This window comes from Paucibacter sp. TC2R-5 (assembly GCF_025717605.1).
GTDB classification, from domain to species: Bacteria; Pseudomonadota; Gammaproteobacteria; order Burkholderiales; family Burkholderiaceae_C; genus Paucibacter_A; species Paucibacter_A albus.
This window is the reverse complement of sequence record NZ_JAJIRQ010000001.1, coordinates 450,519-465,875: the sequence shown is the minus strand read 5'-3', so window position 1 is coordinate 465,875 and position 15,357 is coordinate 450,519. Positions and strand designations below refer to the sequence as shown.

The following is a 15,357-nucleotide window of genomic DNA, read 5'->3' as shown; positions in this document are numbered from 1 at the left end:
CTCTGTATAAACCAGCAGCCAAAAACGCAAAAAGCCGACGGCTGTAACAGCTGTCGGCTTTTTTTCAGCTGACCGGTTAGGGCCAGTTGCTCAAGACCTTAGTCGGCCTGACGAACCACCTGGACGCTGACTTCCACAACCACATCGGTGTGGGGAGCAACGTTGACGGAGAACTCGCCGACAGCCTTCAGCGCGCCCAAAGGCATGCGAACTTGTGTCTTGGTGATGGTAGCAAAGCCCAACTTGACGAGAGCTTCAGCCACGTCAGCATTGGTGACCGAACCGAACAAACGGCCATCCACGCCAGCCTTTTGGCTGATGCAGACGGTCTTGCCGGTCAAGCTTTCGCCCAGAGCTTGAGCGGTTGCCAGCTTTTCAGCAGCAATCTTCTCGAGCTCAGCGCGCTTGACTTCGAATTCCTTGATCGCTGCCTCGGTAGCACGACGTGCCTGGCGAGTTGGGATCAGGAAGTTGCGGGCGTAACCGTTCTTGACCGTGACGACATCGCCCAGGTTGCCGAGGTTGGCTACTTTTTCAAGCAGAATAATTTGCATGTTGTCCTACTCCTCAGACCTTGTGCTGATCGCTGTACGGCAGCATGGCGAGGAAACGCGCACGCTTGATCGCAACAGTCAGCTGACGCTGGAAGAATGCGCGCGTGCCAGTCAGGCGAGCGGGCGTGATCTTGCCGTTTTCGCCGACGAAATCGCGCAGCGTGTCGATGTCCTTGTAGTCGATCTGCTCAACACCGGTGACGGTGAAGCGGCAGAAACGCTTACGACGGAACAGCAAGGATTGGGTATTGCGCTTGGGCTTCTTGTCTTTCGAGAAGCGACCTTTACCGCGTGGAGGAGCCATTTTGTGACCTCATTAATTTCTATCCGGATTCGAACAATTTGGCGTCGTGACGGTATCGAGTGCAGTGATATGGAAAATTGTTCCACGACCATTGCGCTGGGCACTCAGGAAGCCCGTAAATCGGGCCGTATTTCCAAGTCCCAAACTCTGTAAGCGCTTGGCCAGATCACCAATCACCACGGCTTTGATTTCCAGGGAAATCTTGCGTGGCCTGCCGGCTTCTTGCACCTGTGACTCATGCTTCAAGCAGCAGTCCAGGGCCATCAAACCGGCCGGTGTATACCTGACCAAACCTAACTCCAGAACTTGCGCCAGCAAGATCAGCTGATTCAACGCGGAACCCACCGACCGTTTTGCTGCGCGCTGGAGCCAAGCACGCTCACTACCGTTTCAAACACCAAGCTAAAGCCAATTCAAAGAATTAGGCAGACGCGACTTGAGGAGCCTTGCGGGCTTCTTCGCGGTCCACAGACTTCATCATGACTGAAGGTGTGGTTTCGGCCTTGGACTTCAGCACCGTCAGGTGGCGAAGCACGGCGTCATTGAAGCGGAAGCCGGTCTCGAGCTCAACCAAGGTTTCCTTGCTGCACTCGATGTTCACGCACAGATAGTGGGCCTTGGCCAACTTCTGGATCAGGTAAGCCATTTGACGGCGGCCCCAATCTTCAACGCGGTGGACAACGCCGCCACCAGTGGTGATCAGGCCTTTGTAGCGCTCCAGCATGGCTGGGACTTGTTCGCTTTGATCCGGATGGATCAGCAGAACGATTTCATAGTGACGCATAAATACTCCTTGTGGATTCCAGGCAAGGGACTCGGTCGAACCTTTTCGGCCAAGCCTTGCCTGAGGAAGCCGAGCCACAGCGTCAGTCACGTGGTCACGGCAAGGTGGAACCCGCGAGTATAGCGCCTATTCTTGCCTTCGACAAGACTCAGACCATGGGCCAGATGAACGCGGAGGTGTTTATCGCCCCAGCTAGCCGGAGGGCGCCCGCATCCGCTCAAGCAGACTTTGTTGCTCGGGGCCGGGCGCGGGCGTCAGGCAGCTGACCAACCATACAGCAATAAAACCCGCCGGTACGCCGAACAGACCGGCCGAGATTGGCTGAATGCCCCACCACAGGGACGCGACCCCAGGCACGCCCAAGACGGCACGCAGAGCCGGCGTGGCATGAACCATGTAGTAAGTGGTCAGCCCCAAGCCCACCAACATGCCGGCCACAGCCCCCCAGCGATTGGCCCGCCGCCAAAAAATACCCAGCACCAAGGCCGGGAAGAAAGCCGCCCCGGCCACAGAAAACGCGGCCGCGACCAGATACAAGATGTCGGCCGGTCTATGGGCCGCTATAGCCGCTGCCGCAAGTGCCGTGGCAAGCAGCAAGGCCTTGGACATCGTCACCCGGCGCGTCATGCTCGCCCCCGGATTGAGCACCCGGTAGTAAACATCATGGGACAAGGCCGAGGAAATCGTCAACAGCAACCCGTCAGCGGTGGACAAGGCCGCCGCCAAGCCACCCGCCGCCACCATGCCCGACACGACATAGGGCAAGCCCGCCAACTCAGGCGTCATCAGCATGATGATGTCGCTGCTGATGCGCAATTCTCCAAGCTGCAAGATCCCGTCGCCATTGACATCGCTGACCGCGAGCAGCCCCGCGTCAACCCGAGCCCATTGCCCGATCCAGGCCGGCAGGCTGGCAATCGGCGTGCCGATCAACTCGGTGAAAATCTCGTACTTGACCATCACCGCCAGCGCCGGCGCCGTGAGGTAGAGCAGGCTGATGAAGATCAAGGACCAGGCCACCGACTCACGCGCCTCCCGCACCGAAGGCGTGGTGTAGTAGCGGGTCAGAATATGCGGCAGACCGGCCGTACCCACCATCAGGCAAAAGACCAGCGCCATAAAGTTGCGGCGCGATTCATCAAACTGTTGGCGTTCTTGCGGCGTGCCGTCCGGGTCCCCTGCGAACTGCTGCGCATGGGGCGGCATGCCGACCAAGGGCTGCGCCCTCGCCTCATTGAGGGCCAAAGCTCGCTGCCATTGATCGCGTGCTTCTGCAGGGGTGCGCGGCAGGGCTGCTTGGCTCTTCTCGGCGGCTTGGACCAAGGCCAGAGGCGTATCGGACTGACGCTTGAGCTCCGCCACGCGATGCGCGGCCTGGGCGCGCTCCAAGGCCAAGGACTCGGGGACATCTTGCAACTTGCGCGCGAAACCATCGGCGCGCTGCTGAAACACGGCGCGCACCTCAAGTTCGGCCGGATCCGTCAGCAACTGCTGCTCCCGCTGAGTCAACTTGGCCAGTTGATAGCCGTAAACAACTTGAGGCAGCGGGATGCCTGTTTGCTTGGCACTCAGCCAGACCACAGGCACCAAATAGGCGATCACTAAAACGATGTACTGCGCCACTTGCGTCCAGGTGACTGCGCGCATGCCTCCCAAGAAGGAGCACACCAAGACACCGCCAAGCCCCACAAAGACCCCAACCTCAAAGGCCAAGCCGGTCAAGCGGGAGGTAATGAGGCCGACGCCGTAAATCTGCGCGACCAAATAGATGAAAGAGACCAGAACAGCCGCGGTGGCTCCGATCAGGCGCGGCGCGCTGCCGCCATAGCGAGCCCCCAAAAAGTCGGGAATAGTGAACTGGCCGAAGCGGCGCAGATAGGGCGCGAGGCACAGCGCAACCAGTACAAAACCGCCCGTCCAACCCAAGACAAAAGCCAAGCCACCATAGCCGGACAAATAGAGCGTGCCGGCCAAGCCGATGAAAGAGGCCGCACTCATCCAATCAGCGCCGGCCGCCATGCCGTTGAAGATCGCCGGTACTCGTCGGCCCGCGACGTAATACTCATCGGCGTCGGTGGTGCGACTCAACAAGCCAATACAGGCATAGACGCCAACGGTCGCGGCCATAAAGCTGAAACCTATCCAGCTCTTGGCCAAGCCCCCCCGCTCCAGAATCGCCAGCAAGAGCACAAACACGACAAAACCGAGCGTATACCAAGCGTAGATGCGCCTGAGCTTGGAACCCAAGCCGGCGCTCAAACCAGAACTGGCCGAGTCTTGAGAGTGGTCTGCTGGGGACGAATTCATTGTTCCTGCTGTGGCGTTGGCCCGGCATCATGCAGGCCGGCGGTGCCGCTGCCTATTGTCAAGAACCCGAGGTTCACTCAAGTCAGGGGCAGCCAGAGGAGGACAGAGCCCGTAAAAGGCACGTAGGAGCCAAAGAAAACGGCCCCGCAGGGCCGTTGACAAGGTGCTCGCAGGCGCCCCCCCCCCCCCCCCCCCCCCCCCCCCCCCCCCCNCCCCCCCCCCCCCCCCCCCCCATCCAGGGCAGACGCCGCAGATTCTCAGCGTTTGGCCAGACGCTGCCAGGTTTCGATCACCGAGTCGGGATTGAGCGAAATCGACGTGATGCCCTCACCGGCCAACCAGTCGGCAAAGTCAGGATGGTCACTTGGGCCTTGGCCGCAGATGCCGATGTACTTGCCGGTTGCCCGGCAAGCGGCAATGGCGCGCGAGATCAAGGCCTTGACGGCCGGATCGCGTTCGTCAAAGTCACCCGCCAACTGCTCCAGGCCTGAATCTCGGTCGAGGCCCAGCGTCAGCTGCGTCAGGTCGTTAGAGCCGATCGACATGCCGTCAAAATGTTCCAGGAACTGCTCGGCCAGGATCGCGTTGCTCGGCACCTCGCACATCATGATGACGCGCAGGCCGTCTTGGCCGCCCGCCGCCGCGCGCTTCAAGCCGCGCTCCGCCAGCATCGTCACCACCCGCTCGGCTTGGCGCACGGTACGCACGAAAGGCACCATGATTTCGATATTGGTCAGCCCCATCTCGTTGCGAGCCCGCTTGAGCGCCTCGCACTCCATCGCGAAGGCATCCGAGAACTCGCCGCTGATGTAGCGCGAAGCACCACGGAAACCCAGCATCGGATTCTCTTCATCGGGCTCGTAGCGCGAACCGCCGATCAGCTTGCGGTATTCGTTGCTCTTGAAGTCCGACAGGCGCACGATCACCGGGCGCGGGAAGAAGGCCGCAGCAATCGTCGCCACACCCTCGACCAACTTGTCGACATAGAAAGCGCGTGGCGAAGCGTGGCCACGGGCCACCGACTCGACCGCCTTTTTCAGATCGGCGTCAATGTTCGGGTAATCCAAAATCGCCTTCGGATGCACGCCGATATTGTTGTTGATGATGAACTCCAAGCGCGCCAAGCCGACTCCTGCGCTAGGCATCTGCGCAAAGTTGAAGGCCAACTGTGGGTTACCCACATTCATCATCATCTTGATCGGGCAATAGGGCAACTCGCCACGATGCACCTCAGTAACCTCAGTCTCCAGCAGGCCGTCATAGATGAAGCCGGTGTCGCCTTCGGAGCAGACCACGGTCACCAACTGACCTTCCTTCAATTTCTCGGTCGCGTCGCCGCAGCCGACCACGGCCGGGATGCCAAGTTCACGCGCAATGATGGCGGCATGGCAGGTGCGCCCACCCCGGTTCGTCACGATCGCCGAGGCCCGCTTCATCACCGGCTCCCAGTTCGGGTCGGTCATATCGGTCACCAGCACATCGCCGGGCTGGACCCGGTCCATCTCGCTGATATGCGTGACCAGGCGAACCGGGCCGGTGCCGATCTTCTGGCCGATCGCGCGCCCCTCGACCAGCACCGCACTGTGGCCCTTGAGCTTGTAGCTATGTTCGACCTGCCCTTCGGCCTGACTCTTCACCGTCTCGGGGCGGGCCTGCAGAATGTAGATCTGGCCATCAATGCCGTCGCGCCCCCATTCGATGTCCATCGCGCGGCCGTAATGCTTTTCGATGATCAAGGCATAACGGGCCAACTCAATGACTTCGGCATCGTTCAGCGAATAGCGATTGCGCGCCTCGGGCAGCGTGTCCACGGTCTTGACCAATTTGCCGGACGCAGCCTTCTCGGCAGGCGAGGTGAACTCCATCCGGATCAGCTTGGATCCCAGGTTACGGCGGATGATGGGCAGCTTGCCTTTTTGCAAGGCCGGCTTGTGCACATAGAACTCGTCCGGATTGACGGCGCCCTGCACCACGGTCTCACCCAGGCCGTAGCTGGAGGTGATGAAGACGACATCCTTGAAGCCGGATTCGGTATCGATGGTGAACACCACGCCGGCCGAACCCAGATCGGAGCGCACCATGCGCTGCACGCCGGCCGACAAGGCCACGTCGGCATGGGCAAAGCCCTTGTGCACGCGGTAGCTGATCGCGCGGTCGTTATAGAGCGAAGCGAACACTTCCTTCATCTTGTGCAGCACTTCCTCAATGCCGATCACATTCAGGAAGGTTTCTTGCTGACCTGCGAAAGACGCATCGGGCAAATCTTCTGCGGTGGCCGATGAGCGAACCGCGAAAGACACATCGGGGTGGTCGGCGGTCAGCTGCGCAAAAGACGCGCGGATCTGCGCCTCCAAATCGGCCGGAAAGGGCTGAGCCTCCAACCAGCCGCGAATCTCGGCGCCGGCCTCGGCCAATGCACGCACATCATCGGTGTTGAGCGTGGCCAGGCGCGCTTCAATACGCTTGTCCAAGCCTTGATGTTTGAGAAACTCGCGAAAGGCATGCGCGGTCGTGGCAAAGCCGCCAGGAACGCGAACGCCCGAGGAGGACAGCTCCGAGATCATCTCGCCGAGGCTGGCGTTCTTACCGCCAACGACCTCGACGTCGCTCATTCTCAGATTCTCAAATGGAACGACCAGGGCGGTCGGCTCATAGCGTGTGGACATGGGAAAACTCCGTAAGGTTGAAAATTCGGGCTTCCCGCCGAGGCGCCTGGGGCTGAAACCGAGGCGGCGCCTCGCATTCCAGGGGCGCAGTGACTCAGCCCAAGAATTCTGGATTCTTGTTCTACCTCGGGCTTGAGTCTCAAAAAACTGCGCATGGCGTTTGGCTGCTGGCGGCTAATTGCAGCAGATTCTAAGGGTTACATGCCCGTATGATTCAGAATCACTCTAGAGCAACACCACCATGCCCCATCGCACCGTGTATTTTGTCTCGGACGGCACTGGGATTACCGCTGAAACCTTCGGTAACTCGATCCTGGCCCAGTTTCCGAACAAGCCCCGCCATGTTCGCCGCCCCTTTGTTGACACCGCCGAGAAGGCCTATGCCGTCGTGCGCGAGATCAATGAGACCGGCGAGCGCGAGGGCAAGCGCGCCATCGTGTTCGCCACCTTGGTGGACAGGGATGTGCTGAAGATCGTCCGCGACCATTGCCTGGGCCGGGTGCTCGACATGTTCGGCACCTTTATCGAGCCGCTGGAAGAAGAATTTGAGGTCAAGTCCAACCACCGCGTTGGGCGCTTCTCGGATGTGGCGCGCAGCCAGGAATATCACGACCGGATTGAAGCGATCAACTACTCGCTCGCCCATGACGACGGGCAATCCTCGAAGAATCTCGATATTGCCGATGTCATTTTGGTGGGCGTGTCGCGCAGCGGCAAGACGCCGACTTCGCTTTACCTGGCCTTGCAACACGGCATCAAAGCGGCCAACTATCCGCTGATCCCAGAGGATTTTGAGCGCGGCAAACTGCCCTCCTCACTGGCCCCCTACAAGCGCAAATGCTTTGGCTTGACGATTGACCCCGAGCGTCTGAGCCAGATTCGCAACGAGCGCCGGCCAGGCTCCAAATATGCGGATCTGATGAACTGCCGCTACGAGGTCAATGAAGCCGAGGCCATGATGAAGCGTGACGGCATCGCTTGGCTGTCGTCGACGCACAAATCGATCGAGGAAATCGCCACCACCATCCTGCGCGACCTGCGCCCGGATCGCTTGATCTACTAACCCGCTCAATTAGTTGGGGTCGGAGCTTGTCGGATACAACAAGGTCCAACCCGCAAATACTCTAATTGCTGACCAATCGCTGGCGGGCCGACTCATACAGGCAGATCGCCGCAGCGCTGCCAACGTTCAGCGATTCCTCACCGCCGGGCTGAGGGATGCCCACCGTCAGCCCACAGCGCTGCATCAAGTCGGGCTGCACGCCCTGCCCTTCATGGCCCATGACCCAAGCGCAGGGACTGGGCAGCGTGAGTTGATGCAGTTGCTGCTGTGCGTAAGAGCTGGTCGCCACCATGGGCAGGCCCAAGGCGTCCAGATCGGCTGGCGCCAAACCTTCAATCAGACGCAGGCCGAAATGCGCGCCCATGCCGGCACGCAAAACCTTCGGGGACCACAGCGCCGCCGTACCCTTGATCGCCAAGACTTGGTGAAAGCCCATCGCCGCTGCGTTGCGCAAAATCGTGCCGACATTGCCAGCGTCCTGCAGGCGGTCCAGCACCACGCTGTCCACACCAGGGCTGATCGCTTGACTAGCGTCATGCGGCACCTCAAAGCCGATCTGGGCTGGAGACTCCAGGCCGCTGATGGTCTTGAACAAGGCCGTCGGCACGATCAGTTGGCGCGGCGCCGCATCAGCCAGCTGGCGCAAAACCGGGTCGGCAGCGGCCGCCTCGGTCAACACCGCCAAGCTAACCGGGTACTTGCGCAGCAAACAGGCACGCACCAGGTGATCGCCTTCCAGCCAAATCGAGCCGAGCTTGCGATAAGCGCCGCCGTCCTGGCTGAGTTTGCGCAGGCGCTGCAAAACGGGGTTGTCCCGTGAGGTGATGTGCAGTACTTGACTCATTTGGCCTCCAACACCGAGCGCACTGGGCCAAAGCTGCGCCGATGCCAAGGCGTCACGCCGTGCGCCTGCAGCGCCGCCAAATGCTCGGCGGTCGGATAGCCCTTGTGCTTAGCAAAGCCATAGTCAGGGTAAGCCTCGGCCATCTGCAGGCATTGGCGGTCGCGCGTCACTTTGGCCAAGATAGAAGCCGCCGATATCGCCGGCACTTTGGCATCGCCTTTGACGATGGCCTCGGCCGCGATCTTCAGGATAGGCAGGCGATTGCCGTCGACCAGGACCATGGACGGCTTCAGCCGCAGGCCTTCGACGGCGCGGCGCATTGCCAGCATCGTGGCCTGCAAGATATTCAAGCGGTCGATCTCTTCGACGCTGGCCTCGGCGATGCAAAAACACAGCGCCTTGGCACGAATTTCATCAAACAAGCGCTCGCGCCGCTTCTCGGTCAAGACCTTGGAATCGGCCAGGCCCAGCACCGGCTCGGCATCGTTGAGCATCACGGCCGCGGCGACCACCGGGCCGGCCAGCGGTCCACGCCCGGCCTCGTCGACACCGGCCATCAAACCCTGGCCATTCCAGTCCAGGCCCAGCTGTTCAAACGCCATCGATGACTTTTGCGATCGCATCGCTGGCCTTCAGCGCGGTATTGCAGCGCAGCGTTCGGTGTTGCTCCTCAAAACAGGCTTGCACCCGTGCGTAACGAGCCGGGTCATCCAGCCAAGCCAAACCCTCGCGAGCCAGGGCCTGCGGCGTGCAAGCTTCCTGAATCAATTCCGGCACCAAGAACTCGCGAGCCAGCACATTCGGCAGGCCAATCCAGGGCTGGTAATTGCGGCCCTTCATGCGCCACCAGTTGAGTGCATGCATGCGGTAGGCAATCACCATGGGCCGCTTGAACAGCGCAGCCTCAAGCGTGGCCGTGCCGCTGGCGACGAGGCAGACATCGCAGGCGGCCAATGCCTCATGCGAGCGCCCGTCCAGCAGCGTCAAATCGAGCGCCGGTGCGTGCGCTGCCACCAACGGCGCGATCAGCTCCCGCAGGCCTGGGGCCACCGGCATCACAAAGCGTAGCTCAGGCCGGGCCTGCTGCATCAAGACGGCAGCCTTCAGCAGCGGCTCGGCGATATAGGTAATCTCGCTGCGCCGACTCCCGGGCAACAAGGCCACCACCACCGCTTGCTCGCCGAAGGCCAGCGCCGCCCTCGCCTCAGGCTTAGGTGGCGTCAACGGAATAGCATCTGCCAGCGGATGGCCGACATAGCTCGCGGCAATGCCATGTCGGTTCAGCAACTCGGGCTCGAAGGGGAACAGGCACAGCACATGATCGGCCGAACGCTTGATTTTCTCGACCCGCTCGGCCCGCCAGGCCCAGATCGAGGGGCAGACAAAATGCACCGTCTTGATGCCGCCTTCGCGCAGGCGCTGCTCCAGGCCGAAGTTGAAATCGGGTGCGTCTATGCCGATGAACACATCAGGCTTGGCTCTTAGCAAGCGGTCGCCCAGTTGCTTGCGTATGCTCAACAGCTCCCGCAGATTCCACAAAGCGTCGACATAGCCAAACACCGATAGCTTGTCGAGCGGCCACCAGGGCTCGAAGCCCTGCGCCGCCATACGCGGCCCGCCAATACCTTGTGCGGTCAACTCGGGCCAACGCGCACGCAGACCCGCCAGCAACAAACTGGCCAGCAAATCACCGGAAGCCTCGCCGGCCACCATGCCGAAACGAGGGGAGCTGTCCTTCATGAGCACTCGGCTCAGCGCACGATGCCGCGTGACGCGGCAGCGAGGAAGTTCAACATCAACTCGATATCCGCAACTTCGGTTTGCTGTGATTTCAAATCAGCCATCGCAGCCACTGCCTGCTCCAGGGTCAAGGAAGATCGGTACAGCAGCTTGTGCATCTGCTTGATCAAGGTGATGCGCTCGGCCGAAAAATCGCGCCGTCGCAGTCCCACGATGTTGACCGCGCGCGCGATCAAAGGGTTGCCGTCCACGGTCATAAAGGGCGGCACATCCTGCGCCACATGGGCCTGAAAGCCAATCATCGCGTGGGAGCCGACGCGCATCCGCTGCAGCATCCCCGTCAAGCCTCCGACGGTCACCCAATCCCCAATTTCCACATGGCCAGCCAGGGTCACACCATTGGCCAACACATTGTGGTGGCCAAGCAGCACATCATGAGCGAGGTGCACATAGGCCATGATCCAGTTGTCATCGCCAAGTTGGGTCACGCCTTTGTCCTGCACCGTTCCAGTATTGAAAGTGCAGTACTCACGAATGGTGTTGCGGTCGCCGATCACCAAACGGGTCGGCTCTCCCGCGTACTTCATGTCTTGAGGTTCGGCGCCAATCGAGTTGAACTGGAATATCGTGTTGTCCCGCCCGATCGTGGTATGCCCTTCGATCACACAATGCGGACCGATGGTGCTGCCCGCAGCGATGCGCACATCCGGCCCGATCACCGTATAGGCGCCAACCTTGACCGAACTGTCCAGTTGAGCGGCAGGGTCGATCAGGGCGGTCGGGTGAATCAGGCTCATGCTCAAGTCCAATCGGCAAATTACTCAGCAATCCGGCGCATCGTGCAAATCAGCTGCGCCTCGGCGGCCAGTTGATCTCCGACCAAGACCTGGCCCGAGAACTTGAAGATACCCGCTTTGGCACGATCCAGCGTCACATCCAAAAAGAGCTGATCACCGGGCTCGACAGGCCGCTTGAAACGGGCGTTATCAATGCCGGCAAAGTAGACCACCGTGGAATCATCGAGCACGATGTCGGTGCTGGCCAACGCCAACAGCGTCGCGGCCTGCGCCATCGCTTCTAACATCAACACGCCAGGCATCACCGGACGATGCGGGAAATGGCCAACGAAATAAGGCTCATTGATGCTGACGTTCTTGAGCGCCCGAATGCGCTTACCCTTCTCGATCTCAAGCACCCGATCAACCAGCAGCAGCGGGTAGCGGTGGGGCAATCTCTTGAGGATTTCGTGGATGTCCATCATGATGAATTCTTCTTCTCTAGCGCGAGTACGCGCTGACGCAATGAATACAAATTACGCAGCGTGGCTGCGTTCTTTTCCCAACTGGCATTGTCGTCGAACGGGAACACCCCGCTGTACAAGCCCGGCTTCTGGATGCTGCGACTGATCAAGGTCGCCGCCGACACATGCACATGGTCGCCAATCTCAAGATGGCCGACGATATTGGCCGCGCCGGCGATGGTGCAATGCGCGCCTATCGTGGTGCTGCCAGCAATCGCTGTGCACCCGGCAATCGCCGTGTGCTCACCGATGCGCACGTTGTGCGCTATCTGGATCAGATTGTCGAGCTTGACGCCATCAGCCAAGACGGTGTCATCGAGCGCACCCCGATCAATACAGGTGTTAGCACCAATTTCCACATCATTGCCGATCCGAACCGCACCGAGTTGCTCGATTTTTTCCCAGCGGCCCGCATTAGGTGCAAAGCCAAAACCATCGGCACCGATCACCACACCCGCATGCAAGATGCAACGTTCGCCAATCTTGCAATCGAAACCGACGGTGACATGCGCTGCCAGGCGTGTAGCGGCGCCTATCACCGCGCCGCGCTCGATCACGCATTGGGCACCAATGATGGCGCAATCGCCGATTTGCACGTCGTCTTCAATGACCGCCAAGGCAGCAACGTCGACACCCTCACCCAAGCGGGCACTGGGGGCGATCACCGCGCTCGGGTGGATGCGGGGCACTGCTCGCACGCGCACGCGGCGCGCCCACCACTGCGTGAGGCGGGCGAAATACAGATAAGAGTCGGGGGTGACGATGGCTGCCCCTCTCGCTGCAGCGGCTTCGGCCAAAGCCGGCGCCACGATCACGCAGGCGGCTGAGGTACTCGCCAGCTGCGTTAGATAGCGCGGATTGGCCAAGAAACTGATGCTGGACGCATTGGCGCCTTGCAGCGTACTGATGCGCTCAATGCGGGTACTGGCCTCACCATGAAGATCGCCGCCCAAGGCGGCGATCACTTCGGCCAGCGTGACTGCTGAAGCCACCGATTACTTCTGAGCGTTCAGCGTATCGATCACTTTCTTGGTGATATCGACACGGGCGCTGACGTTCAGCGCATCCTGCAAAATGATGTCATATTTCTCGGCATCAAAAATCTGCTTGATGACGCGGTTAGCACGCTCGACCACGGCGCCCAGCTCTTCGTTCTTGCGCTGAGTCAGGTCTTCTTGCCACTCGCGGCGCTTGCGCTGCAGGTCACGGTCAACTTCGACCAGATCGCGCTGGCGACGATTGCGCTCCGCTTCGGCCAGGGTCGGGGCATCTTTTTCAAGCTTTTCGGCGGCGCCGCGCAGCTTGGTTTCCTGATCCTTGAGCTCTTTCTCGCGCTTGCCGAATTCGGCTTCCAGCTTGAGTTGAGCCGTCTTGGCCAGATTGGCTTCGCGCAGCACGCGCTCGCTGTTGACATAGCCAATCTTTATTTCCTGTGCCACGCAGAAGGCCGACACAGACATCATGGCGGCCAAGGCCACCGACTTCAACAGTTTGCTCTTCATCAGAATGCGTTCCCGATCTGGAATTGGAATGGCTCAATTCTATCCGTGCGTTGCTTGCTCATCGCCTTGCCATAGCTCAAGCGCAATGGACCCATAGGCGAGACCCAACTCAAACCGATACCGGCCGATGAACGGATGTCATCAAATCTGAGTTGTTCGAACGAGCCCCACACATTGCCGGCATCCACAAAAGTGTAGAGCCGGAATGTTTTATCGTTACCCGTACCTGGAACGGGCAAATACAGTTCTGCGTTGACGTTGGCACGGCGATTGCCACCGGTACGCGTACCTGTCACGTCAACCGGTCCCAAGGAGCCGGCCTCAAACACCCGCACCGAGCCCAAGCCGCCAGCATAGAAGTTCTTGAAAATCGGGAATGGCCGGCTGCCCAAGCCCTGACCCCAGCCCAATTCGCTGTTCAACCCCAAGGTGATCTTGTTGGTGACCGGGATGTATTGCTGATACTGCAAATTGGCACGTGCATAACGCGCATCGCCCATGGGGCTCAACTCCAAATTGATGCGCGAATACTTACCAACGGTGGGCGAGATGATGCTGTCGCGGTTATCGCGCTGCCAGCCGATCGTGAACGGGAAGGCCACGCTGTCGCGTCCGAACTGGCGCCCATAGAGTAGATAGCTATTGGGCAGGCCCGAGTTGGTCGTCATCTTGGTGCGCTCATAGCCGAAGCCAAAGAACACCGTATCCAACTCGGAGAACGGCACACCGAAGCGAATCGACGAACCCACCGTGACCAGCTCGTAAGGCTCACCCAGCGAGTTATATGGCTTTTGAGTCCGGTAGAAAACGTCCAGGGCACGCGACACGCCGTCGACCGTGAAGTAAGGATTGACGGTACTGAGCACCAAGTTACGCCCGGTCGAAGCGGTCGCGACCTCGATGCCCAGGTAATGCCCGGAACCAAAAACGTTGTCTTGCTTGATCGAGCCGGTGAAGGACAGCTTTTGCTGGCTGGAGTATCCCGCGCCAACCTGGATATTGCCGGTCGGGCGCTCCACCACGGTCAGCAGCACATCAACCTGATCTTGCGCGCCCGGCACTTCCGAGGTATCAATCGTGACCTCTTTGAAGTAACCCAAACGCTCGACGCGGTCGCGCGAGGCCTTGATCTTTTGGCCGTCATACCAAGCCGATTCGAGCTGACGGAACTCACGCCGAATCACTTCGTCACGGGTTCGCGTGTTGCCGGCGATGATGACATTGCGCACATAGACGCGGCGCTGTGGCTCGGCTGCCAAGGTCACGACCACCTGGCCGGTCGCCCGGTCGATCTCGGGTCGCGAATCGACCCGCGCAAAGGCGTAGCCGAAGGTGCCGTACAAATCCTGAAAAGCCCGCGTCGTCTGCGCCACGGCTTCGCCTTGATAGGGTTGGCCGGGCTTGAAGAAGATCAGGCGCTTGAAGTCCTCTTCACGACCCAGGAACTCACCCTCAAGCTTGACCCCGGTCACCGTGTACTGCTGGCCTTCACTGACGGTGATGGCAATATCGATACTTTGCTTGTCAGGCGAGATCGTGACCTGCGTCGAGGTCACCGCAAATTCGAGGTAACCCCGGTTCAGGTAATAGGAGCGCAGCGTCTCCAGATCGGCATTGAGCTTGGCCCGCGAATAGCGGTCGGTCTTGGTGTACCAAGTCAACCAGCCGCTGCTGGTTTGCTCCAGCAGGCCCACCAAGGTGCTCTCCGAGAACACCGAACTGCCTTGAATTCGAACCACCCCAATCTTGGCCGGCTCACCCTCATTCACGGTAAAGCTGACGTTGACGCGATTGCGCTCGAGTGGCGTGATGGTGGTCGTCACCTCGGCGCCGTACAAGCTGCGCGTCAGGTATTGGCGCTTCAACTCCTGCTCGGCGCGATCCGCCAAGGCCTTGTCGAAGGGCTTGCCTTCGCCGATGCCGACTTCCTTCAGCGACTTGGTCAGCGCCTCGGTATCAAACTCCTTCAGGCCCGCGAAGCTAACGTTGGCGATGATGGGGCGCTCTTCGATCATCACCACCACGGCGTCGCCGTCGATGTTGATTCGCACGTCCTTGAACAGCCCCGTGGCGAACAGTGCACGCAATGCTGCCGCACCCTTATCCTCGCTATAGCTGTCGCCAATGCGGAAGGGCAGAGAAGCAAAGACGGTCCCGGGATCGGTCCGCTTCAAACCTTCAACGCGGATGTCCTTGAGAACAAAAGGATCCACCGCCCAGGCGACGCCTGACTGCAGTGTGGCCAACAAGGCCAAGGTCAGGATGGAGGGGCGCATACGAGCGCCCGTTCTTA

At 60.2% G+C, this 15,357-nt stretch carries 15 protein-coding genes; 1 reads left to right on the top strand and 14 read right to left on the bottom strand.

Annotated elements, in window-relative coordinates:
* Positions 1–98: 98 nt before the first annotated feature.
* The 6 genes from rplI to ppsA form a co-directional block, all read right to left on the bottom strand.
* The gene (gene rplI, locus LNV08_RS01925) at positions 99–554 is read right to left on the bottom strand and encodes a 50S ribosomal protein L9 (protein ID WP_263531960.1); all 456 of its coding nucleotides are present in this window, start codon (positions 552–554) and stop codon (positions 99–101) included.
* 13 nt (positions 555–567) lie between these two features.
* Entirely contained in the window at positions 568–858 is a 291-nt protein-coding gene (gene rpsR, locus LNV08_RS01920) for a 30S ribosomal protein S18 (RefSeq protein ID WP_263531959.1), read from the bottom strand.
* Positions 859–870: 12 nt separating this feature from the next.
* On the bottom strand, positions 871–1,191 hold the full coding sequence (gene priB / locus LNV08_RS01915; RefSeq protein WP_263531958.1) for a primosomal replication protein N: 321 nt from the start codon (positions 1,189–1,191) through the stop codon (positions 871–873).
* Positions 1,192–1,279: 88 nt separating this feature from the next.
* Complete coding sequence (rpsF, locus tag LNV08_RS01910) at positions 1,280–1,642, bottom strand: 30S ribosomal protein S6 (RefSeq protein ID WP_263531957.1); 363 nt, start codon at positions 1,640–1,642, stop codon at positions 1,280–1,282.
* A gap of 192 nt (positions 1,643–1,834) precedes the next feature.
* Entirely contained in the window at positions 1,835–3,949 is a 2,115-nt protein-coding gene (locus LNV08_RS01905; RefSeq protein ID WP_263531956.1) for a sodium:solute symporter family protein, read from the bottom strand.
* Between the two features lie 257 nt (positions 3,950–4,206).
* Positions 4,207–6,615, bottom strand: a complete 2,409-nt coding sequence (ppsA, locus tag LNV08_RS01900; protein ID WP_263531955.1) for a phosphoenolpyruvate synthase — start codon at positions 6,613–6,615, stop codon at positions 4,207–4,209.
* A 241-nt stretch (positions 6,616–6,856) separates the two neighbouring features.
* On the opposite strand from ppsA, the gene LNV08_RS01895 reads away from it, so the two are divergent.
* The gene (locus LNV08_RS01895; RefSeq protein ID WP_263531954.1) at positions 6,857–7,678 is read left to right on the top strand and encodes a pyruvate, water dikinase regulatory protein; all 822 of its coding nucleotides are present in this window, start codon (positions 6,857–6,859) and stop codon (positions 7,676–7,678) included.
* A gap of 61 nt (positions 7,679–7,739) precedes the next feature.
* On the opposite strand, the gene LNV08_RS01890 is transcribed toward LNV08_RS01895, so the two are convergent.
* The 8 genes from LNV08_RS01890 to bamA are packed head-to-tail and all read right to left on the bottom strand — an operon-like array spanning position 7,740 to position 15,340.
* Positions 7,740–8,522, bottom strand: coding sequence for a TrmH family RNA methyltransferase (locus LNV08_RS01890; RefSeq protein ID WP_263531953.1), 783 nt, complete (start codon positions 8,520–8,522; stop codon positions 7,740–7,742).
* Positions 8,519–9,145, bottom strand: a complete 627-nt coding sequence (gene rnhB, locus LNV08_RS01885; protein WP_263531952.1) for a ribonuclease HII — start codon at positions 9,143–9,145, stop codon at positions 8,519–8,521. Before rnhB ends, LNV08_RS01890 begins: the two co-directional genes overlap by 4 nt.
* Complete coding sequence (gene lpxB, locus LNV08_RS01880; protein WP_263531951.1) at positions 9,114–10,262, bottom strand: lipid-A-disaccharide synthase; 1,149 nt, start codon at positions 10,260–10,262, stop codon at positions 9,114–9,116. Before lpxB ends, rnhB begins: the two co-directional genes overlap by 32 nt.
* An 11-nt stretch (positions 10,263–10,273) precedes the next feature.
* Positions 10,274–11,059: an acyl-ACP--UDP-N-acetylglucosamine O-acyltransferase gene (gene lpxA / locus LNV08_RS01875; protein WP_263531950.1), complete on the bottom strand. Its 786-nt coding sequence runs from the start codon at positions 11,057–11,059 to the stop codon at positions 10,274–10,276.
* 20 nt (positions 11,060–11,079) lie between these two features.
* Positions 11,080–11,523 (bottom strand): 3-hydroxyacyl-ACP dehydratase FabZ, encoded by a 444-nt coding sequence (gene fabZ, locus LNV08_RS01870; protein WP_263531949.1) that lies wholly within the window; start codon positions 11,521–11,523, stop codon positions 11,080–11,082.
* Complete coding sequence (lpxD, locus tag LNV08_RS01865; protein WP_263531948.1) at positions 11,520–12,554, bottom strand: UDP-3-O-(3-hydroxymyristoyl)glucosamine N-acyltransferase; 1,035 nt, start codon at positions 12,552–12,554, stop codon at positions 11,520–11,522. Before lpxD ends, fabZ begins: the two co-directional genes overlap by 4 nt.
* A 3-nt stretch (positions 12,555–12,557) precedes the next feature.
* Entirely contained in the window at positions 12,558–13,064 is a 507-nt protein-coding gene (locus LNV08_RS01860) for an OmpH family outer membrane protein (protein WP_263531947.1), read from the bottom strand.
* Positions 13,064–15,340, bottom strand: a complete 2,277-nt coding sequence (bamA, locus tag LNV08_RS01855) for an outer membrane protein assembly factor BamA (RefSeq protein ID WP_263531946.1) — start codon at positions 15,338–15,340, stop codon at positions 13,064–13,066. The genes LNV08_RS01860 and bamA overlap by 1 nt, the downstream gene beginning before the upstream one ends.
* Positions 15,341–15,357 lie beyond the last annotated feature (17 nt).